This is a genomic window from Serratia sp. TSA_198.1, assembly GCF_052686505.1.
Genome location: NZ_JBQZFP010000011.1, coordinates 56,029 through 80,755, shown reverse-complemented (window position 1 = coordinate 80,755; position 24,727 = coordinate 56,029). Strand labels below are relative to the sequence as shown.

Annotated in this window: 27 protein-coding genes and 1 tRNA gene; 22 read left to right on the top strand and 6 right to left on the bottom strand. The window is 56.7% G+C overall.

The features are described 5' to 3' along the window. Positions 1 to 182 precede the first annotated feature (182 nt). Complete coding sequence (locus ACUTSW_RS24830; protein WP_445585584.1) at positions 183 to 572, bottom strand: hypothetical protein; 390 nt, start codon at positions 570 to 572, stop codon at positions 183 to 185. Between the two features lie 282 nt (positions 573 to 854). On the opposite strand from ACUTSW_RS24830, the gene ACUTSW_RS24825 reads away from it, so the two are divergent. The 17 genes from ACUTSW_RS24825 to dkgB all read left to right on the top strand — a co-directional run bounded on the left by ACUTSW_RS24825 (position 855) and on the right by dkgB (position 15,332). Beyond that, complete coding sequence (locus tag ACUTSW_RS24825) at positions 855 to 1,571, top strand: beta-ketoacyl synthase chain length factor (RefSeq protein ID WP_445585585.1); 717 nt, start codon at positions 855 to 857, stop codon at positions 1,569 to 1,571. Beyond that, a complete protein-coding gene (locus tag ACUTSW_RS24820) occupies positions 1,571 to 2,389 on the top strand; it encodes a lysophospholipid acyltransferase family protein (protein ID WP_445585583.1) in 819 nt (272 codons plus the stop codon). The genes ACUTSW_RS24825 and ACUTSW_RS24820 overlap by 1 nt, the downstream gene beginning before the upstream one ends. Positions 2,390 to 2,393: 4 nt before the next feature. Next, positions 2,394 to 2,654, top strand: coding sequence for a phosphopantetheine-binding protein (locus tag ACUTSW_RS24815; protein ID WP_004948950.1), 261 nt, complete (start codon positions 2,394 to 2,396; stop codon positions 2,652 to 2,654). A gap of 9 nt (positions 2,655 to 2,663) precedes the next feature. Continuing rightward, complete coding sequence (locus ACUTSW_RS24810) at positions 2,664 to 2,915, top strand: acyl carrier protein (protein ID WP_445585582.1); 252 nt, start codon at positions 2,664 to 2,666, stop codon at positions 2,913 to 2,915. A 15-nt stretch (positions 2,916 to 2,930) separates the two neighbouring features. Further along, entirely contained in the window at positions 2,931 to 3,515 is a 585-nt protein-coding gene (locus tag ACUTSW_RS24805; protein WP_445585581.1) for a hypothetical protein, read from the top strand. Further along, positions 3,482 to 4,855, top strand: coding sequence for an AMP-binding protein (locus ACUTSW_RS24800; RefSeq protein ID WP_445585580.1), 1,374 nt, complete (start codon positions 3,482 to 3,484; stop codon positions 4,853 to 4,855). Before ACUTSW_RS24805 ends, ACUTSW_RS24800 begins: the two co-directional genes overlap by 34 nt. Continuing rightward, positions 4,852 to 5,196, top strand: a complete 345-nt coding sequence (locus tag ACUTSW_RS24795) for an ApeI family dehydratase (RefSeq protein WP_063203120.1) — start codon at positions 4,852 to 4,854, stop codon at positions 5,194 to 5,196. Before ACUTSW_RS24800 ends, ACUTSW_RS24795 begins: the two co-directional genes overlap by 4 nt. After that, positions 5,187 to 6,899, top strand: a complete 1,713-nt coding sequence (locus tag ACUTSW_RS24790; RefSeq protein WP_445585579.1) for a glycosyltransferase family 2 protein — start codon at positions 5,187 to 5,189, stop codon at positions 6,897 to 6,899. The genes ACUTSW_RS24795 and ACUTSW_RS24790 overlap by 10 nt, the downstream gene beginning before the upstream one ends. After that, positions 6,896 to 7,324 carry an acyl-CoA thioesterase gene (locus tag ACUTSW_RS24785; protein ID WP_004948959.1) on the top strand — a complete coding sequence of 143 codons (429 nt, stop codon included), beginning with the start codon at positions 6,896 to 6,898 and terminating at the stop codon, positions 7,322 to 7,324. The genes ACUTSW_RS24790 and ACUTSW_RS24785 overlap by 4 nt, the downstream gene beginning before the upstream one ends. Next, complete coding sequence (locus ACUTSW_RS24780) at positions 7,321 to 7,926, top strand: LolA family protein (RefSeq protein WP_434462393.1); 606 nt, start codon at positions 7,321 to 7,323, stop codon at positions 7,924 to 7,926. The genes ACUTSW_RS24785 and ACUTSW_RS24780 overlap by 4 nt, the downstream gene beginning before the upstream one ends. After that, on the top strand, positions 7,901 to 10,222 hold the full coding sequence (locus ACUTSW_RS24775; RefSeq protein ID WP_445585578.1) for an MMPL family transporter: 2,322 nt from the start codon (positions 7,901 to 7,903) through the stop codon (positions 10,220 to 10,222). Before ACUTSW_RS24780 ends, ACUTSW_RS24775 begins: the two co-directional genes overlap by 26 nt. After that, the gene (locus tag ACUTSW_RS24770) at positions 10,222 to 10,794 is read left to right on the top strand and encodes a DUF3261 domain-containing protein (protein WP_445585577.1); all 573 of its coding nucleotides are present in this window, start codon (positions 10,222 to 10,224) and stop codon (positions 10,792 to 10,794) included. The genes ACUTSW_RS24775 and ACUTSW_RS24770 overlap by 1 nt, the downstream gene beginning before the upstream one ends. Then, a complete protein-coding gene (locus ACUTSW_RS24765) occupies positions 10,794 to 11,963 on the top strand; it encodes a beta-ketoacyl-[acyl-carrier-protein] synthase family protein (RefSeq protein WP_445585576.1) in 1,170 nt (389 codons plus the stop codon). Before ACUTSW_RS24770 ends, ACUTSW_RS24765 begins: the two co-directional genes overlap by 1 nt. After that, positions 11,960 to 12,433 carry an ApeP family dehydratase gene (locus tag ACUTSW_RS24760; protein ID WP_445585575.1) on the top strand — a complete coding sequence of 158 codons (474 nt, stop codon included), beginning with the start codon at positions 11,960 to 11,962 and terminating at the stop codon, positions 12,431 to 12,433. Before ACUTSW_RS24765 ends, ACUTSW_RS24760 begins: the two co-directional genes overlap by 4 nt. Beyond that, positions 12,430 to 13,161, top strand: coding sequence for a 3-ketoacyl-ACP reductase FabG2 (locus tag ACUTSW_RS24755; protein ID WP_445585574.1), 732 nt, complete (start codon positions 12,430 to 12,432; stop codon positions 13,159 to 13,161). Before ACUTSW_RS24760 ends, ACUTSW_RS24755 begins: the two co-directional genes overlap by 4 nt. Next, complete coding sequence (locus ACUTSW_RS24750) at positions 13,158 to 14,387, top strand: beta-ketoacyl-ACP synthase (protein ID WP_197912141.1); 1,230 nt, start codon at positions 13,158 to 13,160, stop codon at positions 14,385 to 14,387. Before ACUTSW_RS24755 ends, ACUTSW_RS24750 begins: the two co-directional genes overlap by 4 nt. A gap of 141 nt (positions 14,388 to 14,528) precedes the next feature. Then, the gene (dkgB, locus tag ACUTSW_RS24745; RefSeq protein ID WP_434462399.1) at positions 14,529 to 15,332 is read left to right on the top strand and encodes a 2,5-didehydrogluconate reductase DkgB; all 804 of its coding nucleotides are present in this window, start codon (positions 14,529 to 14,531) and stop codon (positions 15,330 to 15,332) included. A 43-nt stretch (positions 15,333 to 15,375) separates the two neighbouring features. On the opposite strand, the gene yafC is transcribed toward dkgB, so the two are convergent. Then, positions 15,376 to 16,263: a DNA-binding transcriptional regulator YafC gene (gene yafC, locus ACUTSW_RS24740; protein ID WP_445585573.1), complete on the bottom strand. Its 888-nt coding sequence runs from the start codon at positions 16,261 to 16,263 to the stop codon at positions 15,376 to 15,378. Positions 16,264 to 16,370: 107 nt separating this feature from the next. Between yafC and ACUTSW_RS24735 the strand changes: the two genes are divergently transcribed. Together ACUTSW_RS24735 and ACUTSW_RS24730 are read left to right on the top strand one after the other, a co-directional pair. After that, on the top strand, positions 16,371 to 17,546 hold the full coding sequence (locus tag ACUTSW_RS24735; RefSeq protein WP_063202658.1) for an MFS transporter: 1,176 nt from the start codon (positions 16,371 to 16,373) through the stop codon (positions 17,544 to 17,546). 249 nt (positions 17,547 to 17,795) lie between these two features. Next, positions 17,796 to 18,590, top strand: a complete 795-nt coding sequence (locus ACUTSW_RS24730; RefSeq protein ID WP_073972089.1) for an endonuclease/exonuclease/phosphatase family protein — start codon at positions 17,796 to 17,798, stop codon at positions 18,588 to 18,590. Positions 18,591 to 18,653: 63 nt separating this feature from the next. Here the strand turns inward: ACUTSW_RS24730 and mltD are convergent, their stop codons facing one another. Beyond that, entirely contained in the window at positions 18,654 to 20,039 is a 1,386-nt protein-coding gene (gene mltD / locus ACUTSW_RS24725) for a murein transglycosylase D (protein WP_170865750.1), read from the bottom strand. A 71-nt stretch (positions 20,040 to 20,110) separates the two neighbouring features. Continuing rightward, positions 20,111 to 20,866, bottom strand: coding sequence for a hydroxyacylglutathione hydrolase (gene gloB / locus ACUTSW_RS24720; RefSeq protein ID WP_166728988.1), 756 nt, complete (start codon positions 20,864 to 20,866; stop codon positions 20,111 to 20,113). Between the two features lie 44 nt (positions 20,867 to 20,910). Here gloB and ACUTSW_RS24715 point away from each other — a divergent pair, with 44 nt between their 5' ends. Next, a complete protein-coding gene (locus ACUTSW_RS24715; RefSeq protein ID WP_006323760.1) occupies positions 20,911 to 21,630 on the top strand; it encodes a class I SAM-dependent methyltransferase in 720 nt (239 codons plus the stop codon). Here the strand turns inward: ACUTSW_RS24715 and rnhA are convergent. Beyond that, a complete protein-coding gene (gene rnhA, locus ACUTSW_RS24710; RefSeq protein ID WP_006323762.1) occupies positions 21,627 to 22,094 on the bottom strand; it encodes a ribonuclease HI in 468 nt (155 codons plus the stop codon). The two genes, ACUTSW_RS24715 and rnhA, sit on opposite strands and share 4 nt — an antisense overlap. Before the next feature lie 72 nt (positions 22,095 to 22,166). On the opposite strand from rnhA, the gene dnaQ reads away from it, so the two are divergent. Continuing rightward, positions 22,167 to 22,907 carry a DNA polymerase III subunit epsilon gene (gene dnaQ, locus ACUTSW_RS24705; protein WP_004948987.1) on the top strand — a complete coding sequence of 247 codons (741 nt, stop codon included), beginning with the start codon at positions 22,167 to 22,169 and terminating at the stop codon, positions 22,905 to 22,907. Positions 22,908 to 23,053: 146 nt separating this feature from the next. Beyond that, positions 23,054 to 23,130, top strand: a tRNA-Asp gene (locus ACUTSW_RS24700). Positions 23,131 to 23,175: 45 nt separating this feature from the next. Here ACUTSW_RS24700 and ACUTSW_RS24695 read toward each other — a convergent pair. Beyond that, on the bottom strand, positions 23,176 to 24,636 hold the full coding sequence (locus tag ACUTSW_RS24695; RefSeq protein ID WP_004948989.1) for an NCS1 family nucleobase:cation symporter-1: 1,461 nt from the start codon (positions 24,634 to 24,636) through the stop codon (positions 23,176 to 23,178). Positions 24,637 to 24,727 lie beyond the last annotated feature (91 nt).

The following is a 24,727-nucleotide window of genomic DNA, read 5'->3' as shown; positions in this document are numbered from 1 at the left end:
GATAAGCCCTGAGTCTATGACTCAGGGCTTTTTCATATTGAAATTTGTCATGATCGAAATATCGTGCATATTTTATGCGGTGAAAGGCTATTATTGATAAATAATTGTCTGAATTTAACGCCAGCATAAAGAATAATATACCCGACATCATTACTTTACCGGGTGATGTACCTTGAAGAAGATTATTTAATATTTTGCCGTGCCAGTTCTAACTGAATGTCCTTATTCAGATTAGCCACCCAGCGATTGTAATTTGAATGAATCTTGCCCTCTTTGGCATCCATATTGTTGCTTCCCACACACCTAATCTGGTGACGATTTGTACTATAAGCGATACGGATGTCGGCTCTGTGGCCACGCAACAATATTTTGCCATCGATAACGCCTTCATTGACCGGGTTGATGATCCAGCCACGGTTAAGCCCGGCGTAGAGAATAGCCTGACGCACCTGAACTTCGCTGTGGTTACCGGCAACGCTTTGGTTGATGTTTTGCACGGGTGCGGTACCTGCACAGCCACCAGCCAGAACGGCGACGAATACGCCAGCTAAAATGCGTGTTAAGGGTTTCATACTCTTTTCCCCGAGTGATAGTAAATAATAAATACATTAGCTATTAGAATGTTTTAGGCGGGATACTACCTTCATTAAGGTACCAATAAGAACCATTGTCGATAAATACGGATGATTTTTATCGTGATAATTTTACGTCGCTTAATTCTCTAGGTTATGTCTATAACTGAGCTTAATCATTTAATCGAGTATTCCGAGCAAAAATAGGAATTTTGCGCATGCATTATTGGGTTAAATATAATAAATTTACGCACGGAATTTTTATGACCTGTAATGGCATTAATGGCGGGCTGCATGAATATACTCAGTTGGTGGGCGATGGCTCCCGATCGTGGAACGCGTGAAGCATGGCGCCAGTGGGCTACAGATACTCATCTTGCCGTTGAATACCGGGGTGCGTTACCCGCATGTTCCCATATCCCCATGATGTCGCTACGGCGGATGAGTGTTGGAACGCGGTTGGCCGTCGAGAGCGGGCTGATCTTATTAAACGACCATCAGGCGGATATGGCGATTTTTACCAGTCGTCACGGTGAGCTGGAACGTACGCACAAAATTCTTCAGCATCTGCATCAGCAACAGCCATTGTCACCCACAGATTTTGCCATGTCGGTGCACAACACCGCTGCGGGGTGGTTGACCATTACGGCGAAGAATACCTTACCGACCACCTCACTGGCTGCCGGTGAAGACAGCTTTCAACAGGGAATGATTGAAGCCCAGGCCGTGTTGGCCACCGGCAGTGCCGAGCGGGTGCTATTAATTGATTTTGACGGTATCGTACCGGAGGTTTACCAGCCTTTCATTCCGGCGAATCCCTTCCCCTATGCGGTCGCACTGCTGCTCGAAAGCGGCAATTCATTGAATTGTCGTACGGTAAGGCCTGGCCTGGATCTCCGTAAGGAACCGCAGAGCCTGTCGTTTTTGCGTGGCTGGCTTGGCGCAGATAACGAATTCACGGTGCCTGGCCCGCAGCACTGCTGGATGTGGGAGCGCTGATGGTCAGGGTTATACCTGCTGAACAAATCCCCGAGCAATCTTCATGGGTGAACCGTTGCTGGCGGATTATCGCCACCGGTTTGTGTTTTTCGCTTTTCGGCCTCGGCGGGCTGTTGCTGTCCGGCATCTGGTTTAACCTGATGCGTCTGGCAGTGCGCGATCCTGCGCGCCGCAGCCAACTGACGCAAAATTCGATCCGAAACAGCTTTCGCTTTTTTCTGGGCACTACCCGCTTTTTGGGCGTACTGGATTACCGTTTCGACGGTGCCGAGCGCCTCAAAGAGGATCGCGGTTGTCTGGTGATCGCCAACCATCCCAGCCTGCTGGATTATGTGCTGCTGGCTTCGCGCATGCCGCGCTGCGACTGCATCGTTAAAGAGGCCCTGCTGAATAATGTGTTTGTCAGCGGCGTGATAAAGGCGGCGGGTTACCTGGCCAATGCGGAGTCGGATCGTTTACTGGAGCAATGCCGGCAGCGTTTGGCTAGCGGCGGTACTATCTTGATCTTCCCTGAGGGGACACGTACCTCGCCAGGCAAGGCACTCACACTACAGCGAGGGGCGGCAAATATAGCGCTGCGCAGCCAGTGTGACATTAGGGTGGTACAGATTCGCTGTCACCCGCCCATGCTGACGAAACAGGGTAAATGGTATAACATTCCGCCGATAAAACCTCAGTTCCATATCACCGTTCAGGATAAGATCGAAACCCGTACCTTTATTCGTGCGGATGACGTTTCTCCCGCCCTTGCGGCAAGAAGATTAACCCAGCATTTAACTGACGCTTTACAGTCAGACTCTATAAATAATGAGAAATAGTGGAATGAATTTATTGAGCACCGAAATCAAGCAATTGATCATTGATACGCTCAATCTTGAAGGTATGACGCCGGAGGAGATTGACGCCGAAGCACCGCTGTTTGGTGATGGACTGGGCCTGGACTCGATTGATGCGTTGGAATTGGGCCTGGCATTAAAGAACCGTTATGGCGTGGTGCTGTCAGCTGAAAGCGAAGACATGCGCCAACATTTTTATTCCGTGGAAACGCTGGTGAAGTTTGTTTCTGCACTGCGTAGCAAATAAGAGGTTTTCATGGATAAGCAAGCTATTTACCTGCAAATTCAGGCGCTGCTGGTCAAACTGTTTGAACTGGATGCTGATGATATTAAACCGGAATCCCGCCTTTACGAAGAGCTGGAGCTGGACAGCATTGATGCGGTAGATCTGGTGGTGCATCTGCAGAAAACCACCGGCAAGAAGATTAAGCCGGAAATGTTCAAGTCGGTGCGCACCGTGCGGGACGTGGTTGACGCTATCGATGAACTGCTGAAATCAGACAGTTAACGCCGCGGCGCTAAGATGAGAACCGCTTCTTGGCTGAACCCTGTTTTACGGTTGCTGCAGAGCCTGACCTGGCTGTTGCTGTTGCTTTACCCCCTGGCGGTGTGGGCCGGCCTGACACGTTGGGGAACCACAATCCTGGCGCCCTTACTGGCGGCGGTGTTTGCGTTGCGGCTGTTGGTTTTGCGCGGCAACCTGCACCGGCACATGTGGTTGGGCAAGGCGTTAGCCGGAGTAGGTATCTTGCTGGCACTCGCCAGTTGGGGGCTGAAACAGAGCCACTGGTTGCTGTATTACCCGGTGTTGGTCAACGTTTTACTGCTTTTGCTGTTTGCCTACTCCCTGTTTTCGCCGCCCACGGTGGTTGAACGGCTGGCACGAATTACCGAACCGCAATTAGGCGCCACCGGCGTGGCTTATACCCGACGGGTGACTCAGGTCTGGTGCGGGTTCTTTATTGTTAATGGCGCAATAGCGCTGGCAACCTGCCTGTCAGGCGATATAGCGCTCTGGACGTTGTACAACGGTGGCATCAGTTATCTGCTGATGGGGGCATTAATGGGTATTGAATGGATAGTCAGGAAAAGGATCAGGCGCGCCTGAGTTTACCGATGAGCCAGTGGCTCAGCACGGAGCGGGATGATTCCCTGCTTATTGCCTGGCGTGGCCCGCAGGCACTGCGCCTTGGCCAATTCCGCCGCGATGTCGCCGCCCTGGCCGCAAGGCTGGCAGGCAGGGAAGAACGCCGCTGGGCGCTGTGTTTTGAGGATAGTTATCGTTTTGCCGTTGCCTGGCTGGCATCGCTTTATGCCGCCAGGTTGCCGGTGATCTTCGGTCACCAGCGTGAAGCTATCCTCAAAGAGCAGCGGGCGGATTACGACGCTCTGCTGACCGATTTCCCTCTCAATCCCGGTACGCCGGTTCTAAGCGTGGCAGAGGGCTCTGTGGCGGATATCCCGCTGCCCGCCTGGCCTCAGGATCCCCGATTTATTCTTTATACCTCAGGGTCGACCGGCCACCCGCAGGCGGTAAGCAAATCTGTCGCCTGCATGGATCGCGAGAGCGAGCTGTTGGCCGCCGAGTGGGGCGAAGTCTTTCAGGGCTGCTGCGTGGCGGCATCGGTGTCTCATCAGCATATGTACGGCCTGAGTTTCCGCCTGTTCCTACCGCTGGCGCTCGGCCTGCCGTTTGATGCGCAGCTGACGCAATATCATGAGCAACTGATTGCCAGGCATCAGGAACGGCGTCTGATTTTTGTCAGCAGCCCGGCGTGGCTTAAACGCTTGGATAACCGGTTGGCGTTTTCAGCCTGCGCCCAGGTGTTTTCCGCCGGTGGCCCGCTAACCTTTGCCGAAGCGCAGCTTACCCGGCAAATGCTGAAGGTGCTGCCGCTGGAGATTTACGGCACCACCGAAACCGGCATGCTGGCCTGGCGCAGGCAAACCGAGGAGGCAGAGCTTTGGCGGTTGTTTACGTCCATTGAGCTAAGGGTTAATTCGGATAAAAGCGTCAACGTCGCCTCGCCGCTGATACCTGATAGCGGTGAAGCGGCGCTGAGCGATATTATCCAGCTCGCGCCGAATGGCCGGCTATTTCAGCTGAATGGCCGCGCAGATCGGATTATCAAGGTAGAAGAGAAACGTCTGTCGCTGACGGAAATTGAGCGACGCCTCAAAGCCTTGCCGGAGATCGCCGATGCCGCGGTACTGCCACTCCAGCAAAGAGGGCGCACCCTGTTGGCGGCGGCGATAGTGCTTTCCCCGCACGGTGAAGCTCGCCGGCAACGCGTGTCCGAAGGGGCTTTCACCCGAGAACTGCGCCAGGCGCTGCGCAGCTGGCTGGAGCCGGTGGCGCTGCCGCGCACTTGGCGCATTATTGATGTCATCCCGCTTAACCCGCAGGGCAAACGCGCCTATGCCGAACTACAGGAGCTGTTTTTATGATGCAACCTGAGGTACTGCAACAGCAGGTGAGCGATGAGACCCACGCCAGCCTGTTATTGCGTCTGCCCGAGGGGCTGTTTTGGTTTCGCGGCCATTTTCCTGAGCAGCCGATCCTGCCCGGCGTGGCCCAAGTGAACTGGGCGATGCAGTATGCGCATCAGCTATTGGGCATCAAGGCAGCGTTCAAAGGCATCGACGTCGTCAAGTTTCAACAACCCTTGTTACCGGAGCAGAGCGTATTGCTGCTGCTCGAATGGCAACCGGCGCGCCACAAGTTGTTGTTCAGCTATCGCCTCGGCGAGGCTACCGCCAGCAGCGGTAAGATTTCGCTATGTCAGTGACCGTGCCGTTCTCTCCTTGCATTGTTATCCCCTGTTTCAATCATGGGCAGATGATGGCCGACGTGCTGGCCTCGCTGGCCGGTTATAGCCTGCCCTGTCTGGTGGTGGATGATGGCAGCACTGCCGCTACCGCCGATGAATTGCAACGGCTGGCGGCTGAGTTACCTTGGGTTCAACTGCTGCGGCTGGAGCAAAATCAAGGCAAAGGCGCGGCGGTGATCGCTGGGCTGCAATGGGCGCACCGCCAGGGCCACAGTCACGCTCTGCAGGTGGATGCCGACGGCCAGCATCAATTGAGCGATATCCCGGACATGCTCGCCGAAGCGCGCGCTCACCCCGAATGTTTGATTTCCGGTCAACCGGTCTACGACAGCTCGGTACCGAAGGCGCGGCTGTATGGCCGCTATATCACTCACGTATGGGTGTGGATAGAAACCCTGTCGCTGTCGCTGAAAGACAGCATGTGCGGTTTTCGCGTTTACCCGGTGGAACCGACGCTGGCGCTGGCGGCGAGTCATCCGCTCGGCAAGCGCATGGATTTCGATACCGAGGTGATGGTCAGGCTCTATTGGCAAGGCGTGCCGAGCCGTTTCCTGCCGACGCGCGTCACCTATCCGGCCGATGGCGTTTCCCATTTTGACGCGCTGCGCGACAACCTGCGTATTTCCTGGATGCACACCCGTTTGTTTTTCGGTATGTTGCCGCGTATTCCACGCCTGCTGCGCCGCAAGCCGGCGAGATCACTGCACTGGTCGGCAACCGAAGAGCGCCACGGTCTTTGGGGCATCCGGCTTATGCTGCAGGTTTACCGGTTATTTGGCCGCCGGGCATTTCAACTGCTGCTGTACCCGGTGATTGGTTATTTCTGGCTGACCGGCCGCGCCCAGCGCGAAGCGTCACGCGACTATCTGCAACGCCTACGGGGGTTCGCACAGGGCAGGCAACGAGCCTTACCCGCACCGCTCAACAGTTTCCGTCACTTTATGCGCTTCGGCGATGCGATGCTCGATAAGCTGGCAAGCTGGCGGGGGGAACTGCATGACATTCAGTTGGTGGATCGCGCGGGCTTCGAGCGGCAGATCGCTTCCGGCCAAGGGACCTTGATCCTGGCTTCGCACCTGGGGGATATCGAGTCCTGTCGTGCGCTGGGTGAGCTGGATGCCAGCGTTAAGGTCAATGCGTTGGTGTTTACCGAACATGCCGAGCGCTTCAACCAGGTGATGAAAGAGGTGAATCCGCGCGCCAATCTGAATCTGATTCAGGTCACTTCGCTGGGCCCGGAAACGGCCATGCGCCTGCAAGACAAGCTAAATGCCGGTGAATGGGTGGCGATTGTCGGCGATCGTACCTCTGCCGGAAAACATCAGCGTGGCGAACGGCCGCGCGTGGTGTGGAGCCATTTCCTCGGCAAGCCGGCGCCTTTTCCGCAGGGGCCGTTCGTCCTGGCCGCCGCGCTGCGCTGCCCGGTATTTCTGATGTTCGGCCTCAAGCAACAGGGGCGGCTGAACCTGTATTTCGAACCCTTTGCCGATCCGCTGCTACTACCCCGCGACCAGCGCCACCAGGCATTGCAGCAGGCGGTAGATAATTATGCCGCGCGGCTCGAGCACTATTGCCTGTTGGCGCCGCTCGACTGGTTCAATTTTTTCGATTTCTGGCAGTTGGCGGCGCGGCCGTCGGCGCAACAGGAGCCTGAGACATGAAGCTAAAAGAGGATCCGCGTTTTTCCACCCGGATTGAGATGACTATCCCGTTCCATGATACCGACGCCATGGGCGTGGTGTGGCACGGCAACTACTTTCGCTATTTTGAGATCGCGCGCGAAGCCTTGCTGAAACAGTTCAATTACGGTTATCGCCAGATGCAGGCTTCGGGTTATGTTTGGCCGATCGTGGACACGCGGGTGAAATACATTGCGCCGGTGCTGTTTGAGCAACGGATCATCGTCTGCGCCGAACTGGAGGAGTACGAGAACCGTCTGCGCATTGGTTACCGTATCCTGGATGCGCAAAGCGGCAAAACCACCACCCGCGGACACAGTATCCAGGTGGCGGTGGATGTCGAAAGCAAAGAGATGTGCTTTGTTTCACCGCAGATACTGTTGGATAACATCGGGGGCGAGCAATGAAAAGCGGGTTATTGATGGTCGTCGCCCTGTTCAGCCTGAGCGCCCAGGCGGTCACGTTGACGGAGTTGCAGCAGCGCTTTAGCCAACAGCCGGTGTTGCGTGCCGAGTTCGAGCAACAGCGCAGCATCAGCGGTATGGCGAAACCGCTGAAATCGAGCGGTGACCTGCTGATTTCCCAGCAAAAAGGGCTGTGGTGGTCACAGCAGAAACCTTTCCCGCTGACCTTGTTGCTGGACGATAAACGCATGGTGCAAACCCTGGCCGGCCAACCCCCGCAGGTGGTGACGGCGGATAACAATCCGCAGATGTTCCAGTTCAACCACCTGCTGACCGCGTTGTTCCACGCCGACAGCCAGGCGCTGGAGCAAAACTTTGCCTTGCAGTTCAGCGATCTGGGGCGCAACAAATGGCGGTTGATACTGACGCCAAAAACCACGCCGCTCGATCGCTTGTTCAAACGCATTACGCTCAATGGGGAGCAATTCCTGGAAACCATTGATATCGACGATATGCAAAGCGATGCCACGCACATTCGCTTCTTTAATCAACGTACGGCGCCGCAGGAACTGACCGTTGATGAGCAACAGCGTTTTGCGTCCTGAACAGCATCGGCGGCTGGCCTTTGGTTGGTTGGCGATTTGCCTGATATTGCTCGCGGCGCTGTGCTGGCTGCTGCCCCGCAGCCAGATCAACAGCAGTGTGCTGGCGTTATTGCCGAAGCAGCAACTGGCGGGCGTGCCCGATGAACTGGCCGAGGGCTTCAGCCGCCGGCTCGATCGCCAATTGATGTGGCTGGTGAGCCCACCGCCAGGTGCGGACAGCGCCGCAGTGAGCTGGTGGTGGCAGCAATTGCGGCAGATGCCGGAATTGCAGCAGGTTGGCGGCCCGATGGACGCGCAACGCCAGCAGCAGTGGGGACGATTTTTTTATCAGCATCGCAACGTGTTGCTGGACGATGCCACCCGGCAACGGCTGATGCAGGGGCCGGAGGCGCAAAGCCAGTGGATCCTCGGCCAGCTTTACTCGGCCTTCGCCGGCGTCAGCGGCAAGGAACTGGCTAACGACCCGCTGATGTTGGTGCGTGGTTCGCAGTTGGCGCAGCAGCGCAACGGCGGTTCACTGAGCTTATCCAACGGCTGGCTGGTGGCGCGTGACCCGCAGGGGCGCAGTTGGTATCTGCTGCACGCCGAACTTGGCGCTTCCTCTTATGACATCGGCAGCGCACGAAGCACGGTAGATAAACTGACGGCGTTGCAACAGCAACTGCAACAACGTTGGCCGGGCGCCGAGGTGTTGAACCGCGGCACGCTCTATTACAGCAACTACGCCAGCCAGCAGGCTGAACACGATATTTCGACCATTGGTCTGGCCTCGGTGGCGGGAGTCTTCCTGCTGGTGCTGTTAATGTTCCGCTCAGTACTGCCGTTGTTGCTGTGTGCGCTGTCGGTGGGGATCGGCGCTTTGGCGGGCACCGTCGCCACGCTGCTGACGTTTGGTGAAATTCATTTGATGACGCTGGTGCTGAGCATCAGCATCGTCGGCATTTCGGCAGATTACGCGCTCTATTTTCTGACCGAACGCAGGGTGCATGGGCAGCAGTCGACGCCGCTGGCCAGTTTGCAAAAACTGCTGCCGGCACTGTCGATGGCGCTGCTGACCACCGTGGTCGCCTATCTGGCGCTGCTGATTGCGCCTTTCCCGGGCCTGCAGCAGTTGGCGGTGTTTGCCGCCGCAGGCCTGAGCGCCGCTTGCATTACCGTGATCTGCTGGTATCCGCAGCTGTCGCGTCGGCTGCCGGTGCGTCCGGCGCCGGGGCTGGCGCTCATCCTTCGTTGGCTGCACGCCTGGCGCCACCGGCCACTGCTGCGCTATGGGCTGCCCGGCGTGGCGTTGCTGGTCATTATTGCCGGTTTCAGCCAACTGAAAGTGGATGACGATATCGGCCAACTGCAGGCGTTGCCGGTGGCGTTGCAGCAGCAAGAACAGCGTATCGCCGCGTTGACCGGCCAACATAACGATCAGAAATGGCTGGTGGCGTACGGTGCCAATGGTGAACAACTGCTGCAGCGGCTGGAGTTGTTGCAACCCAAGCTGGCGCAGGCCAAGCGGCAAGGCGTGCTGGCGGATTATCGCCTGCTGCCGCTGCCTTCGCATCAGCGTCAGCAGGAAAACGTCACCCTGTTGCAACGCATAGCGCCACAGGTGATGGCGCAGTTGCAGCAGGCGGAACTGACGCTGAATGCGCCTGACTTGACCGCTGATTGGGTGACGCCGCAACAGTGGCTGGACAGCGTGGTCAGCGAGGGCTGGCGTCTGCTTTGGCTGACGTTGCCTGACGGCCGCAGTGCGGCGCTGGTACCGGTCAATGGCGTGCAAAACAGCGCAGCGATGCAGGCATTGGCTGGGCAGGTGCCGGGCACCGGTTGGATCGACCGGAAAACAGAATTCAGCGAACTGTTCGGCCAGTACCGGCTGTATCTTTCGTACCTGCTGGCGCTGTCGGTGGCGGCGATCGCACTGATCTACCTGTGGCGTTTTGGGTTGGGGCACGGCCTGCGCTGCATGGTGCCGACGCTGTTGTCGCTGGGTTGCGGCATTGCGGTGCTGGCGCTGAGTGGCCATTCGCTGAATCTGTTTTCGCTGTTGGCGCTGATATTGGTCTTGGGGATCGGCATTAACTATACGCTGTTCTTCACCAATCCCCGGGGCACGCCGACCACCTCGATGTTCGCCATCTTTATGGCGGTCTTCACCACCCAACTGACCTTTGGCATGCTGGTACTGAGCCATACTCAGGCCATCAGCAGTTTTGGCATTGTACTAAGCAGCGGTATCGCCGTGGCATTTCTGTTGGCACCGCTGACGTTAGCAACGAAAAGAAAAAGAGGAAAAGCCTGATGCGCGGCTTACGAATAATGCTGTTAATGCTGGCAACCCTGCTGGCCGGCTGTGCCGGTTCGCAGGATCCCACCTTGCCGCAGGCGTGGCTGAAACCCGGGACGCGGGTGACATTGCCGCCGCCGGTGTTAGAGCAACCGATCAGCCAGCAGCAGTTATTGACCGCCGAAGTGAAGGGACAGCGGCATTCGATGCTGGTGCTGCTCAATGCCGACGGCCGCCGCCTGCAACTGGTGGGGATGTCGCCGCTGGGCATCCGCTTGTTCAACCTGACCTATGATCGTCAGGGGATCCATACCGAGCAGTTGATCAACGCGGGTGAACTGCCGCCCGCCAACCAGGTGCTGGCCGATATCATGCTGAGCTATTGGCCAGCGGCCGACTGGCAGCCCTTGCTGCCTGCAGGATGGCGGTTGGAGGATCGGCCGGAGGTGCGCCGTCTGTATGACGATCGCGGCGCGACGATCAGTGAAATCCGTTATCAGCAAGCCCATGGCCAACGCAATCCGCTGTCGATAACGCAATCCGCTTTCCATTACCGCATCACCATTCAGAATCTGGGGAGCGAATAATGATCTATTTCACTGCCGTAGGTATGGTGAACGCGCTGGGCGGCAGTCTGCCGCAGATCGCGGAAAATTTGGCTCGCGGCGTAGCGCCTGGCATGCAGAGGCAGACGCAGTGGCTGCTCGGCGGCGCGCCATCCTGGTTCGGTAACGTACAGGGCGAGCTGCCCGCCATTCCTGAGCCGCTCAAACGCCATCACTCTCGCAACAACCGCCTGCTGTTGGCCGCATTGGCGCAAATCGAGGCTCCGGTGCATGAGGCCATCGCCCGCTACGGCGCCGATCGCGTTGCGGTGATCATGGGCACCAGCACTTCCGGCATTCACGAAGGTGAGCTGGCGCTGCAACGGCATCAGGCAGGGCAGTGGCCGCAGGGCTATGATTATCAGCAGCAGGAGTTGGGCGACCCAGGCCAGTTCCTCAGCGCTTTTCTTGCTACCCGTGGCCCGGCCTACACCTTGTCTACCGCCTGTTCCTCCAGTGCGCGCGCCATCATCAGCGGTAAACGCCTGATTGACGCCGGGCTGGTGGATGCGGCGATTGTGGGCGGTGCCGATAGCCTGTGCCAGATGCCGATCAACGGCTTCAACAGCCTCGAGTCGCTGTCGGCGGAGCGTTGCACGCCATTCGCCGCCGGGCGCAGCGGCATCAATATTGGCGAGGCCGCAGCGCTCATGCTGCTGACGCGTGAGCCGGCAGCCGTCGCGTTACTGGGTGTCGGAGAGTCTTCCGATGCCTGGCATATGTCGGCACCGCATCCGGAAGGCGCCGGTGCAGAACGGGCTATCGATATGGCGCTGCGGCAGGCGGATTTGAGCGCCGAACAGATCGGTTATATCAATCTGCACGGCACCGCGACGCGCCTTAACGATCGGGTAGAAGCTCAGGTGGTGAATCGCCTGTTTGGCGCGCAGACGCCGTGCAGCTCCACCAAGCACCTCACCGGCCACACGCTGGGTGCCGCTGGTGCGGTAGAAGCGGCGCTGAGCTGGTTGTTATTGACCCAGCCATTGCCATTGCCGCAGCAGGATTTCAGCGTTTCGTCCTGTGATGGCGAGCTGGCACCGATAGGCCTGGTTTGCCGGCAGCAACCGTTGCGCCAGCGCGCTATCCTGTCTAATTCGTTTGCGTTCGGCGGCAATAATGCCTGCCTGTTGTTGGGGGATGCGCCATGAGTCGTTATCACACCGCAGAATACTATTTGCCCCATGCATCACCGATGGTACTGCTGGAACGGGTGCTTGAGGTGGGTGAGGAGCATGCGCAGTGCGCGGTGACGGTCAGCCCTGACGGTGTATTGGCCCCCTTTCTTGATGCGCAGGGCGCGCTGCCTGGCTGGTACGGTATTGAGCTGATGGCGCAGGCCATCGGCGTCTGGAGCGGCTGGCATGGCAGGCAGCATGCCCAACCACCGCAGCTTGGCATGCTGCTCGGCGGGCGCGCCATCCACTGCGAACTGCCGGTATTTCCTGCCGGCAGCGAACTGCGGATTAGTGTGCAGCAACTGCTGAAAGACGAAAAACTGGCCAGTTTCGAATGTGAAATCAGTATCGATAATGTGCGGGTCGCACAGGGCAGGCTGAACACCTATCAGCCTGATCAACAAGAAATAATCCAATTGACTACCTTAAGGGGAAACGCATGATGCGTTCCGTTTTAGTCACCGGCGCCAGTAAAGGGATCGGTCAGGCGATTGCCTGCCGCCTGGCTGCGGATGGCTTTTCGATCGTCGTTCATTACCACAGCGACAAGACCGGGGCAGAGTACACGCTGCAGCAAATTGTCGCCGCCGGCGGGCAAGGGCGTTTGATTCAGTTTGATATCAGCAACCGCACCCAGTGCCGCGAGCAGCTTGAGCAAGATATTGAGGTTCACGGCGCCTATTACGGCGTGGTGAACAATGCGGGTATTACCCGCGATGGCGCTTTCCCGGCACTGAGCGAAGAGGACTGGGACGGGGTGATCCACACTAACCTCGACAGCTTCTACAATGTGCTTCACCCCTGCGTCATGCCGATGATTGGCCTGCGCAAAGGCGGGCGAATCATTGCGCTGTCGTCGGTTTCCGGTGTAATGGGTAACCGTGGGCAGGTCAACTACAGTGCGGCCAAGGCCGGCGTAATCGGTGCCTGCAAGGCGCTGGCGATCGAGTTGGCAAAACGCAAAATTACCGTTAACTGCATCGCTCCGGGCCTGATTGACACCGGTATGATTGACATGGAGCCGGCGGCGCTGATTGAAGCGATGCGCGCGATCCCGCTCAAACGCATGGGCTCGGCGGAAGAGGTGGCCGGGCTGGCCAGCTATTTGATGTCAGATATTGCCGGCTACGTAACGCGGCAGGTCATTTCCATTAACGGAGGAATGGTATGACGCAGCGAGTGGTTGTGACCGGCATGGCGGGCGTTACCGCTTTCGGCAATAACTGGGCGGACGTGTCCGGCCGGCTGAAGCAGGGTAAGAATGCGGTGCGTTATATGGCGCAATGGGAAGAGTATCAGGGGTTGAACACCCTCCTTGGCGCGCCGATCGATGATTTCGTGCTGCCGGAGCATTATACGCGCAAGCGCATCCGTTCGATGGGGCGCGTTTCATTGTTGGCTACCCGTGCGACCGAACTGGCGCTTGAGCAGGCCGGGTTGCTGGGTGAGGCGGTGTTGACCAACGGCGAGACCGGCATCGCCTACGGCTCCTCTACCGGCAGCACCAAACCGGTCAGCGAGTTCGCCACCATGCTGACGGAAAAACACACCAACAATATCACCGGTACCACTTATGTGCAGATGATGCCGCACACCGCAGCGGTGAATACCGGCCTGTTTTTCGGCCTGCGGGGACGGGTGATCCCGACCTCCAGCGCCTGTACCTCAGGCAGCCAGGCGATTGGTTACGCTTACGAGAGCATCCGCCACGGTTATCAGACGGTGATGGTGGCGGGCGGAGCCGAGGAGCTGTGTCCTTCGGAGGCGGCGGTGTTCGATACGCTGTTTGCCACCAGCCAGCAAAACGATCGCCCGGATCTGTCGCCACGCCCGTTTGATCGTCAGCGCGACGGCCTGGTGATTGGCGAGGGGGCCGGAACCTTGATCCTTGAGTCGCTGGAGCATGCGCAGGCGCGCGGCGCCACTATTTACGGAGAGATTATCAGTTTTGCGACCAACTGCGATGCGGCGCATATTACCCAACCGCAGCGGGAAACCATGCAGATTTGCATGCAACAGGCGCTGAAGGCCTCTGGGCTGGCGACCGGCGATATCGGCTACATCAGCGCTCACGGTACGGCGACCGATCGCGGCGATATAGCGGAAAGCCAGGCAACGGCGGCGATTTTTGGCAACCGCACGCCAATCTCCTCGCTGAAAAGCTATTTTGGCCATACGTTGGGTGCCTGCGGCGCACTGGAAGCCTGGATGACGCTGGAGATGATGCGCGAAGGACGCTTTGCGCCGACCATCAACCTCAGTGAACCGGACAGTGCCTGCGGCGATCTGGATTACATCATGGGTGAATATCGGCAAATTGATACCGAGTTCGTGCAATCGAACAACTTCGCGTTCGGGGGGATTAACACCTCGTTGATCCTGCGTCGCTGGGCGTAATTCCTTCAAACCGGGGCGCTCGCTCCGGTTATTGTTGCCGTTTAATCAAAAGTCTTATGCGCAATAGGGCGTTTTTGATCAACAAAACAGTTGCCATAATCCTCCCATATCGCATCAACATCCTAATGAGAGAATAAGATTATGAGCATCCCTGTATTTGGTTTAGGCACTTTCCGTCTTCAGGATCAGGTCGTGATCGACTCGGTCAGCACTGCGCTGGAGTTGGGGTATCGCGCGATTGATACCGCGCAGATCTATGAAAACGAAGCGGCGGTGGGCCAGGCAATTGCCGCCAGCGGCATACCGCGCGACGAGTTGTTCATCACCACCAAGATTTGGATCGCCAATCTGGCGAAGGGCAAATTGATCCCGAGCCTGCAAGAGAGTCTGAGCAAGCTGCAAACAACCTATGTTGATTTGACGCTGATCCACTGGCCGTCACCCAATGGCGAAGTCCCCGTTGCCGAGTTTATGGCTGAGCTGCTGGAAGCCAAAAAACTGGGGCTTACGCGCCAAATCGGGGTGTCCAACTTCACCCTGGACCTGATGCAGCAGGCGATCGATGCCGTGGGCGCAGAGCAGATCGCGACTAACCAAATTGAGCTGTCCCCGTATCTGCAGAACCGTCAGGTGGTTGAGTTTGCTCAGCAGCACGGCATTGCCATCACCTCCTACATGACGCTGGCCTATGGCAAAGCGCTGCAGGATGAAACCATCAAGGCTATCGCGGCGCGGCGCAACGCGACCCCTGCTCAGGTTATCCTGGCCTGGGCGCTGCAACTGGGTTACGCGGTGATCCCTTCTTCCACCCGGCGTGAAAACCTGGCGAGCAACCTGCTGGCGCAGCAGTTGACGCTGACTGCGGAAGAAATGGCGGAGATGGCTACGCTGGAAAGCAATGGCCGTTTGGTTAGCCCGGAAGGCCTGGCGCCGAACTGGGATTAACGTTCCGGAACATGTGCATCAGGGCGCCCAAGGGGCGCCTTTTTTATTGCGTCAGGCGTTCGCTGACAAAGTCGATAAAGCTGCGCAGGCGGTTGCTGACCGCACTGTCGCTGTAATACACCGCATTGATTGGCATCGCTACCGGCAGGGTCTCTTTCACCAGAATCGGCACCAGATTGCCGCGTTCGATATCCGCATCGATCATAAAATCCGACAAGCAGGCAATGCCGTTGCCGTGCAGGCACAGATGACGCTGGGTTTCACCGCTGTTGGTGGTCAGCCCCGGCGTGATTTCCAGTTGACGGCCGTCGGCACAGGCCAGCGGCCAGCGGTTCAGGCTGGGCAGATCGTTAAAACCGATACAGCAATGCTGTTCCAGCGCCTCTACCGTCTGCGGCGTGCCGTACTGCGCCAGATAGGCGGGGGAGGCCAGCACGCGCCGATAGCTGGTCATCAGTTTACGCGCCTTCAGGGTGGAGTCGCTCAGTTCACCCACGCGGATGGCGATATCCACCTTACGTTCAATCAGGTTGATAAAGTTCTCTGAAGACACCAGCGACAGCGACATCTCCGGGTAACGAGCCCTGAACTCCGCCACCAACGGCGTCAATACGTGCAGCACCACCGGCGTAGCGGCGTCGATACGCAGCAGCCCTTGTGGGCGCCGGCGGCTTTCCATCAGCGCATTTTCTGCCGCCGCCATATCGCTCAGTACCTTCTGCACCTGGCGGAAATAGTTTTCCCCTTCCTGCGTCAGGCTGATTTGCCGCGTAGTGCGATTTAGCAGCGTCACGCCCAGCTTGGCTTCCAGTTTCTTGAGCGTGCGGCTGACCACCGAGTTGGCCTGTTCCAGCCGCTCAGCCGCCCGGCTGAAACTGCCGCTTTCCACCACGGTGACAAAAGTGATCAACTCATCGGAATTGGCCTTCATTGTTGCTCCATTGGCAAAATTAATTTGAAACTTTGAGCATTTTTATCATTTAAACATGGGCAGATAATAGCCGTCATCAACCTGAACGCTATTTGGAGTAAATAAACATGCCTCTCGCATTACTTGCATTGACCATCAGTGCCTTTGCTATCGGCACCACGGAGTTTGTGATAGTCGGCTTGATCCCGACCATCGCAGAGCAACTTGGCGTTACCGTGCCCTCGGCAGGGCTGTTGGTAACCATTTATGCTATCGGCGTAGCGATTGGCGCACCGGTGCTGACGGCATTGACCGGCCGCGTGCCGCGCAAGCTGTTGCTGATCGGCCTCATGGTGCTGTTCACCCTCGGCAACCTGCTGGCCTGGCAGGCACCAGGCTATGAGTCGCTGGTGGTTGCCCGCCTGCTGACCGGCCTGGCGCACGGCGTATTCTTCTCAATCGGCTCTACTATCGCGACCGGCCTGGTGGCGAAAGAGAAGGCTGCCTCGGCGATCGCCATCATGTTCGGCGGCCTGACCGTGGCGCTGGTGACCGGGGTGCCGTTGGGGACCTTTATCGGCCAGCACTTCGGCTGGCGCGAAACCTTCCTGGCGGTGTCACTGATTGGTGCTCTTGCCACTGTGGCCAGCATCATTCTGGTACCGAACAATATCAAGAATCAGGCCAGCGCCAGTATCGGCGAGCAGTTTAAAGTGCTGACCCATCCGCGCCTGTTGCTGATCTACGCCATCACCGCCCTCGGTTACGGCGGCGTGTTCACCACTTTTACCTTCCTGGCGCCGATGATGCAGGAACTGGCGGGTTTCTCCGCCCCGGCGGTGAGCTGGATCCTGCTGGCCTATGGCATCGCGGTGGCTATCGGTAACATCTGGGGGGGCAAACTGGCGGATCGTCATGGTGCCGTGCGCGCGCTGAGCTTTATCTTTGCCGCATTGGCCGCTCTGCTGCTGGCGTTCCAGTTCACTGCAGGCCACAGCATTGCCGCGTTGATAACGGTGATCGTCATGGGCGTGTTTGCCTTCGGCAACGTTCCGGGTTTGCAGGTGTATGTGGTGCAGAAAGCCGAGCAGTACACGCCGAACGCGGTGGATGTGGCTTCCGGTCTGAATATTGCGGCATTTAACGTGGGCATTGCGCTGGGATCGGTGATTGGCGGCCAGACCGTTGCTACCCTGGGATTGGCGCAAACGCCGTGGATTGGCGCGTTGATCGTGCTGGTGGCCCTGTTGCTGGTTGGCCTTAGCGGGCGTCTGGATAAGAAGTACCAGCAGCAGCCTGCCTGATCCCCATGCTCTCACGCTATTCAGGCCCGCAGTTCATTTTGCGGGCCTTTTCGCATTTCTCACTCATCGCCGCTAACCTTTACATACATATACTGTCAGAACATTGAATTCCCTGTTTCAGGCCCCTATAACTGAAAAAGATTTACCCCGTAAAAGCCATGCTGTCAGGTGAGGGCAGGCGTATAATCGATTCATTGTTGGCGGGAATGTCACCGTCAGTTTCATCCTCATGGGAAATAGGCGAATAGCGTGCCGAAACGAACTTATGCAATGAGGTATGTTGCAGGCCAGCCAGTTGAGCGAATTTTCCCTGGTGCCGTCAACCAGCCGTTGCCGCCCGGGGCCGCATTGCCCACGGCGGGCGCGTTGCGGGTGATGGTGTGGAATATCTTTAAACAGCAACGGGCGGACTGGCTCTCGGTGCTGAAAAACTATGGCAAGGATGCACAGCTGGTGCTGTTGCAAGAAGCGCAAACTACGCCTGAACTGGTGAGCTTTGCCACTGCCAACTATCTGGCGGCCGATCAGGTGCCGGCATTTGCGCTGCCCCAACATCCTTCAGGCGTGATGACGCTGGCGGCGGCTCACCCGGTTTACTGCTGCCCGCTGCGTGAGCGTGAACCGCTACTGCGGTTAGCCAAGTCGGCCTTGATTACCGTCTATCCGCTGTTTAACGGCCAACTGCTGATGGTGGTAAATATCCATGCGGTGAATTTTAGCTTGGGTGTGGACGTATACAGTAAGCAACTGGGTCCAATCGGTGAGCAAATTGCTAATCACCATGGGCCGGTGATCATGGCCGGGGATTTTAATGCCTGGAGCCGCAAACGCATCAATGCGCTGTATCAGTTCGCCAGCGATATGGCGCTGCGCGAGGTGAATTTCACCGACGATCACCGCCGGAAAGCTTTTGGCCGCCCGTTGGACTTTGTCTTCTATCGCAATATGGGGGTCGCGGAGGCCTCCGTACTGGTGACCAGCGCTTCGGATCATAACCCTCTGTTGGTGGAGTTTCATCCTGAGGCAGACAAGCCGCACTGGTAATGAGCGCTCAGCATTCAGCCAATAAAAAAGCACCCCGAAGGGTGCTTTTTTTGTGCCGGAAATTTAGGTATCCGGCGTCATTTTGTTGCTTACAAACAAGGTCAGTTTCAGACCGGGTTGCAGGCTGTTGCCTTTGCCGAGCGTTGAATTCCAACGCATCACGTCGGTAATATCGACGCGATGACGACGTGCAATACTGGCAAGCGAATCACCTTTACGAACTTGATAGGTGATACTGCTGTTACTGTCAGTGTTGCTGGCCACTTGCAGGGTTTGCCCAACTTTTAAAGCGCTCTTGGCACGCAAGTTGTTCCAACTCTGCAAATCGCTGGTTTTAATGTTCAACCGCTTGGCAATGCTCGATACCGTGTCGCCGGAGCGCACTTTATACGAGCTGCTACCAGACAAGCCGCTGTTCTTCGCCAACTGCGTCGTTGGCTGAGTCACCGCGATCTGACCATCGGCCAGCGAGTCTTTCAGCTGATCGGCATTTCCTTTAGGAACCATAATGTAATGGGGCCCGTTGGGTGCCGTAACGCCTTTTTTGTAACCGGGGTTATAAGCTTTCATCTTGGTAATTGAAAGCCCAGCCATCTCAGCCGCCTGAGTTAACTGTATTTGCTGTCCGACATCAATACGAGCCAGCGCACGGGTGTTATCAGTCTTTGGCAGATTGATGCCGTACTGCTTGCTGTTTTTAATGATGTCGCTCAGCGCCAGCATTTTCGGGACATAAATTGACGTTTCACGCGGAAGCGACAATGCCCAGAAATTGGTTGGCTTACCCTGGCGTTTATTTGCCTTAACCGCTTGCATGACACGGCCTTCACCACTGTTATAAGCGGCAATGGTCAATAACCAGTCACCGTTAAACATGCGGTTCAAGTACTGCATCATATCAAGCGCAGCAGTCGTCGAGGCGACGACATCGCGTCGCCCGTCATACCACTGGTTGTTTTTCAAACCATAATTGCGACCCGTTTGCGGCACGATTTGCCATAGCCCTGCGGCGTTGGCACTTGACGTGGCGTGTGGGTCAAAAGCGCTCTCCACTATGGGTAGCAGTACCAGTTCCATCGGCATATTACGTTTCTTAATCTGCCCGACTATCCAGTACATGTACGGCTCTGCCCGTAATGTTACATCGTGGAGATAGCTCTTACTTTTTAGGTACTTTCTTTTTTGATCACGGATCCGGGAATTTTCCGGAACCTCCATCTTCAGCTCGTCGCTAATGAAGTTCCACAGGTTCTGTTGCGCGGCACCACTATTGTTATCTAGCCACCGCGCCGAGCTCGCTCGACCATTCGCTGTGTACTCTCCTGCTTCACCTTCTTGACCTGCCGAAGACAAACTCTGTGCATGCTGTTCTGGGGCCGGTGCATCCTGCCTGGATGACTGGCACCCCACTAGCAAGACTGAGGCGAGAAATATCGCTTTAGCCTTCATGTGTGTGTCAATATAGTTGCTTAAAAGACGAGCAATCATACTTTGCTTCGTCAAATAACACAACTAAAAGCTCAGAAGTTATCTTTCCGCAGGCGTAATTCGGAAAAAACCGAATGAAGATGGTCTGGTGGTGTATAAAAGCCTAATTTCTTTTGTAAATCAGTGTCATGGCATCGTAAAAATAGGTTAATTTTACGCTCTGTTTGTAGCCTTGCAGGGACGCTGGGCTGGCCTTTTGCCCTTAACGCTTCGACTTGTTGTTGATATGTTTCAATCTCTCGATCTTCCGGCAAAATAGCGCGCGCAAACTTAAGATTTGAAAGAGTATATTCATGCGCGCAGCAAATTAAGGTGTTATCGGGAAGTTGCGCGAGTTGTTGAAATGCGTTGTACATTTGCTCGGCCGTTCCTTCAAACAGCCTGCCGCAGCCAGCAGAGAAAATCGTGTCTCCGCAGAACAGATAAGGTGCGCTATAGAATGCTACATGGCCCAGCGTATGTCCGGGAACCGCGATAACGGCATATTGGCGGCCGTTGATTTCGATCGTTTCACCGTCATGAACGAGGTGATTTGCTCCTTTGTCGGCCGTTTCCTGCGGGCCATAGACCTTCAAGCCAGGATAACGCGCCGCAATTTGCGCTACGCCGCCGACGTGATCGTGATGATGATGGGTCAGCAGAATGGCATCAGGCTTCAGATTCAGGCGTTCCAACGCGTCAAGCGCCGGTTGCGCTTCGCCGGGATCGACCAGGACGCAATGCCCTTGTTGGTTATCCAATAACCAAATGTAATTGTCCTGGAAGGCGGGAATGCTGATAAGATTCATGTTGGACCTCATGTTGGCAACGGCTTGAAAGAAGATAATAAATCATGAAACCAGCCCATACTCTAGAAAAGCTCGCCGGCCCACAGTCTTGGGCGGAAATGCCGTGGGGGGAATACTATCGTGAGGCGCTCGAGCGGCAGTTGCAACCCTGGTGGTCGAAGCTGTTCGGTTTTCACCTGCTGAAACTCGGTAACCTCAGCGCCAGCCTGGCGACCGACAAGTGCGCCATTTCGCATCAGGTGAATGTGAGCCTGAAAGGGGAAAATCTGCAGGTGCTGGCGGATGCTTACCAACTGCCGTTCGCCGCCAAATCGGTAGATGCCTGCCTGCTGGCGCATACGCTGTCTTATGCCGACGATCCGCACCGTATGCTGCGCGAAGTCGATCGCGTGTTGATTGACGACGGTTGGCTGGTGATCAGCAGTTTCAACCCGTTCAGCCTGTTGGGATTGGGCAAACTGGTGCCCGGATTACGCCATCGTCAGCCCTATGTCAGCCGCATGTTTACCCAAATGCGCCTGTTGGACTGGCTCAGCCTGTTGAATTATGAAGTGCTGCATCAGGCGCGCTTTCATGTACTGCCGTGGCAGCGCAAAGGCGGGACCTTTTTAAGTACGCATTTGCCGGCGTTGGGGTGCATGAGCGTGATTGTCGCGCGTAAACGTACCTTGCCGCTGACGCCAACGCCGATGAAGGTAGGGGCCAGAAAACCGGCTCTCAGCCGCGCCGTCGGCGCGACCAAGAGTTACCGCAAGCTGCCTTAATTTTCCGGTTTGTAACCCACGTCATCCTGCGTGGGGTTGCCGGCCGCATCGCGCGCCAGCACGTCGCAGCGTTCGTTCTCCGGGTGGCCGGCGTGGCCTTTAACCCATTCCCACTTGATGGTGTGGGTCTGAATAGCCAGGTCCAACCGCTGCCAAAGATCGACATTTTTGACCGGTTTTTTATCGGCTGTTTTCCAGCCACGCTTTTTCCAGTTATGGATCCAACTGGTAATGCCCTGGCGCACATACTGGCTGTCGGTGCTCAGCGTCACTTCACAGGGGGCAGTCAGAGCTTCGAGCGCGACAATCGCCGCCATCAGCTCCATGCGATTGTTGGTGGTCAGGCGGTAACCCGCACTGAAGGTTTTCTCAACTTGCTTATAGCGCAGTATAGCGCCGTAACCACCGGGGCCCGGGTTGCCAAGGCAGGAGCCGTCGGTGAAAATTTCTACCTGTTTGAGCATCTCTGGTAGACTCTTCCTATCGGTTTTATAAAAGCCAAGTCTGACATAAACGAGCGCTGTGAGCACTGCAATATGATCTCTACAACCACCAGACAGATTGTCCTCGATACCGAAACCACCGGTATGAACAAACTCGGGGTGCATTACGAAGGCCACCGCATCATTGAAATTGGCGCAGTGGAAGTGATTAACCGTCGCCTGACCGGCCGCCACTATCACGTTTACGTCAAACCTGATCGGCTGGTGGATCCTGAAGCCTACGGGGTTCACGGCATCAGCGACGAGTTCCTGGCGGATAAGCCCACGTTCGACCAAATCGCCGATGAGTTCATCGACTTCATTCGTGGCGGTGAGTTAGTCATCCATAATGCGTCGTTCGACATCGGCTTTATGGATCACGAATTCCGCATGTTGCAGAAGGGGTTGCCGAAGACCGACACCTTCTGCACCATCACCGACAGCCTGTTGATGGCGCGCCGCCTGTTCCCGGGCAAGCGCAACAACCTTGACGCCCTTTGCGGCCGTTATGAGATAGACAACAGCAAGCGTACGCTGCACGGCGCATTGCTCGATGCCGAGATCCTGGCGGAAGTTTATCTGGCGATGACCGGCGGCCAGACGTCGATGGCATTCCAGATGGAAGGCGACACGCAGCATAACGACTCGACGCAGGATATACAGCGCATTGTCCGTCCGGCGACGGCGATGAAAGTGGTCTATGCCAGCGATGCAGAAGTGGTTGCCCATGAGGCGCGACTGGATTTGGTGGCGAAAAAGGGCGGCAGTTGCCTGTGGCGTGCGGAAGCGGAATAACGGCGTTCCCGGCATGAAAACGCGCTTTTTAACCGCCTTAGCTGAAAAACTGCGCAAACGGTTAATTTCGTAAGAAAAAGGCATTGACGGAATAGAAGCTCAACCGTAATATGCGCCTCGTTCCTCTCGCAAGAGTTGAACGGCGCGGAGCGGTAGTTCAGTTGGTTAGAATACCTGCCTGTCACGCAGGGGGTCGCGGGTTCGAGCCCCGTCCGTTCCGCCAACATTAAGAAGCCCTGAGTTAGCAATAACTCAGGGCTTCGTTGTTTTAATCTTTGCTCAACTGCCTTTTAGCGAAGGTCACTGACTGATTGGCTGCCCATTCGCGGCGGGCAATGATCCGATAGCATCCCCCACCCAGTGCGGCACCGATAAACCAGCTAAAGTTCGCCACCTCATGCAGGCTGGGCGTAAAGCTGATCGCCAGCCCGATAATCACCGACGGCACCAGCGCCCAGATAGCGTTCGGGTTGAAACCGTTCTTATACCAGTAACGTCCCCCCGGCGTAGCGTTGTACAAATCGTCGACGTGCAGTTCGCCGCGTTTGATGATGTAAAAATCCACCAGCAGAATGCCGAACAGCGGGCCGATAAAGGCCGCCAGCACGTCCAGCGTGTAGTGGATCAGCTCGGGTGACTGAAACAGGTTCCACGGCGTCAGCAGGAAAGAACCCACGGCGGCGATCATCCCGCCGGTGCGGAAGCTGATTTTCTGCGGCGAACAGTTGGAGAAATCAAACGCCGGCGACACAAAGTTGGCCACGATATTGATGCCTATGGTGGCGACAATCATGGTCAGCAGGCCAAGGGCCACGGCGATATCGCTGTCGAGACGGGTGACGGTTTCGATCGGATCGGTGATCAACTGACCGAACAGCGGCAGGGTGCCGGAAACGATCACCACGGTGACCAGCGAGAACAGCAGGTAGTTGAACGGCAGGCCCCAGCGGTTGCCACGTTGCACTTCGGCAAAGCTTTTGCCGTAGCGGGTAAAGTCGCCGAAATTCAGCAACGGGCCGGAGAAGTAAGACACCACCAGCGCAGTGGCGGTCAGCATCAGCCAACCCTGCTCACCGGCGCTCAGGTTTTTGCTCGCGAGCGTGAGGGAAAGGTTGGAGAAACCGACGCGGTATACAATCCAACCGGCCAACGCGAACATCACCACGTAAACCGCCGGCCCGGCGATATCGATAAAACGCTTGATCGCCGTCATGCCATGCCAGAACACCATCGCCTGCAACACCCACATGGTGATGTAACAACACCAGCCAAGCTGCGACAACCCGAGGAAATGCGGCTGGGTCATCGGCTCCAGCGACGGGAAGAATTTCAGCAACGTCAGCATCAGCGCATTGGAAGCCAGATAGGTTTGTATACCGTACCAGGCGAAGGCGATCATCCCGCGGATCACCGCCGGGATATTGGCGCCGAACACGCCAAATGCCTGGCGGCTCAGCACGGCGTAAGGCACGCCGCCGAGCTGGCTGGGTTTGGCGACCAGGTTGGCGCAAAACTGCACGATACAGATCCCCACCAGCAGGCAAATCAGTACCTGCCAGCTCGACAGACCGAGGGCGAAGAAGCTGGCGGCTACCACATAGCCGCCCATGCTGTGTACATCCGACATCCAGAAGGAAAAGATGTTGTACCAGCTCCAGTTCTGATCGCGCGTTGGCGCCAGATCGTCGTTACACAGCTTTGGGCTGTAATTTTCATTAGGGTTTGGCATAAATCGTGCTCCTCTCAAGAACGTCACCCGGATGTGGTTATCTGTTTTTTGGCAAAGATTGCTGAGAAGGCTTTTGCAGGATTCAGGCCAG

What these genes read in the sequence shown, in the direction of transcription:
- mltD (WP_170865750.1), bottom strand. Translation starts at nt 20,039, where the DNA reads ATGAAGGCTAAAGCGATATTTCTCGCCTCAGTCTTGCTAGTGGGGTGC.
- ACUTSW_RS24770 (WP_445585577.1), top strand. Translation starts at nt 10,222, where the DNA reads ATGCGCGGCTTACGAATAATGCTGTTAATGCTGGCAACCCTGCTGGCC.
- ACUTSW_RS24800 (WP_445585580.1), top strand. Translation starts at nt 3,482, where the DNA reads ATGGATAGTCAGGAAAAGGATCAGGCGCGCCTGAGTTTACCGATGAGC.
- ACUTSW_RS24735 (WP_063202658.1), top strand. Translation starts at nt 16,371, where the DNA reads ATGCCTCTCGCATTACTTGCATTGACCATCAGTGCCTTTGCTATCGGC.
- ACUTSW_RS24795 (WP_063203120.1), top strand. Translation starts at nt 4,852, where the DNA reads ATGATGCAACCTGAGGTACTGCAACAGCAGGTGAGCGATGAGACCCAC.
- ACUTSW_RS24790 (WP_445585579.1), top strand. Translation starts at nt 5,187, where the DNA reads ATGTCAGTGACCGTGCCGTTCTCTCCTTGCATTGTTATCCCCTGTTTC.
- ACUTSW_RS24820 (WP_445585583.1), top strand. Translation starts at nt 1,571, where the DNA reads ATGGTCAGGGTTATACCTGCTGAACAAATCCCCGAGCAATCTTCATGG.
- ACUTSW_RS24825 (WP_445585585.1), top strand. Translation starts at nt 855, where the DNA reads ATGGCGGGCTGCATGAATATACTCAGTTGGTGGGCGATGGCTCCCGAT.
- yafC (WP_445585573.1), bottom strand. Translation starts at nt 16,263, where the DNA reads ATGAAGGCCAATTCCGATGAGTTGATCACTTTTGTCACCGTGGTGGAA.
- rnhA (WP_006323762.1), bottom strand. Translation starts at nt 22,094, where the DNA reads ATGCTCAAACAGGTAGAAATTTTCACCGACGGCTCCTGCCTTGGCAAC.
- ACUTSW_RS24765 (WP_445585576.1), top strand. Translation starts at nt 10,794, where the DNA reads ATGATCTATTTCACTGCCGTAGGTATGGTGAACGCGCTGGGCGGCAGT.
- ACUTSW_RS24695 (WP_004948989.1), bottom strand. Translation starts at nt 24,636, where the DNA reads ATGCCAAACCCTAATGAAAATTACAGCCCAAAGCTGTGTAACGACGAT.
- ACUTSW_RS24760 (WP_445585575.1), top strand. Translation starts at nt 11,960, where the DNA reads ATGAGTCGTTATCACACCGCAGAATACTATTTGCCCCATGCATCACCG.
- ACUTSW_RS24805 (WP_445585581.1), top strand. Translation starts at nt 2,931, where the DNA reads ATGAGAACCGCTTCTTGGCTGAACCCTGTTTTACGGTTGCTGCAGAGC.
- ACUTSW_RS24785 (WP_004948959.1), top strand. Translation starts at nt 6,896, where the DNA reads ATGAAGCTAAAAGAGGATCCGCGTTTTTCCACCCGGATTGAGATGACT.
- dnaQ (WP_004948987.1), top strand. Translation starts at nt 22,167, where the DNA reads ATGATCTCTACAACCACCAGACAGATTGTCCTCGATACCGAAACCACC.
- ACUTSW_RS24780 (WP_434462393.1), top strand. Translation starts at nt 7,321, where the DNA reads ATGAAAAGCGGGTTATTGATGGTCGTCGCCCTGTTCAGCCTGAGCGCC.
- ACUTSW_RS24750 (WP_197912141.1), top strand. Translation starts at nt 13,158, where the DNA reads ATGACGCAGCGAGTGGTTGTGACCGGCATGGCGGGCGTTACCGCTTTC.
- ACUTSW_RS24815 (WP_004948950.1), top strand. Translation starts at nt 2,394, where the DNA reads ATGAATTTATTGAGCACCGAAATCAAGCAATTGATCATTGATACGCTC.
- ACUTSW_RS24775 (WP_445585578.1), top strand. Translation starts at nt 7,901, where the DNA reads ATGAGCAACAGCGTTTTGCGTCCTGAACAGCATCGGCGGCTGGCCTTT.
- ACUTSW_RS24755 (WP_445585574.1), top strand. Translation starts at nt 12,430, where the DNA reads ATGATGCGTTCCGTTTTAGTCACCGGCGCCAGTAAAGGGATCGGTCAG.
- ACUTSW_RS24830 (WP_445585584.1), bottom strand. Translation starts at nt 572, where the DNA reads ATGAAACCCTTAACACGCATTTTAGCTGGCGTATTCGTCGCCGTTCTG.
- ACUTSW_RS24715 (WP_006323760.1), top strand. Translation starts at nt 20,911, where the DNA reads ATGAAACCAGCCCATACTCTAGAAAAGCTCGCCGGCCCACAGTCTTGG.
- dkgB (WP_434462399.1), top strand. Translation starts at nt 14,529, where the DNA reads ATGAGCATCCCTGTATTTGGTTTAGGCACTTTCCGTCTTCAGGATCAG.
- gloB (WP_166728988.1), bottom strand. Translation starts at nt 20,866, where the DNA reads ATGAATCTTATCAGCATTCCCGCCTTCCAGGACAATTACATTTGGTTA.
- ACUTSW_RS24810 (WP_445585582.1), top strand. Translation starts at nt 2,664, where the DNA reads ATGGATAAGCAAGCTATTTACCTGCAAATTCAGGCGCTGCTGGTCAAA.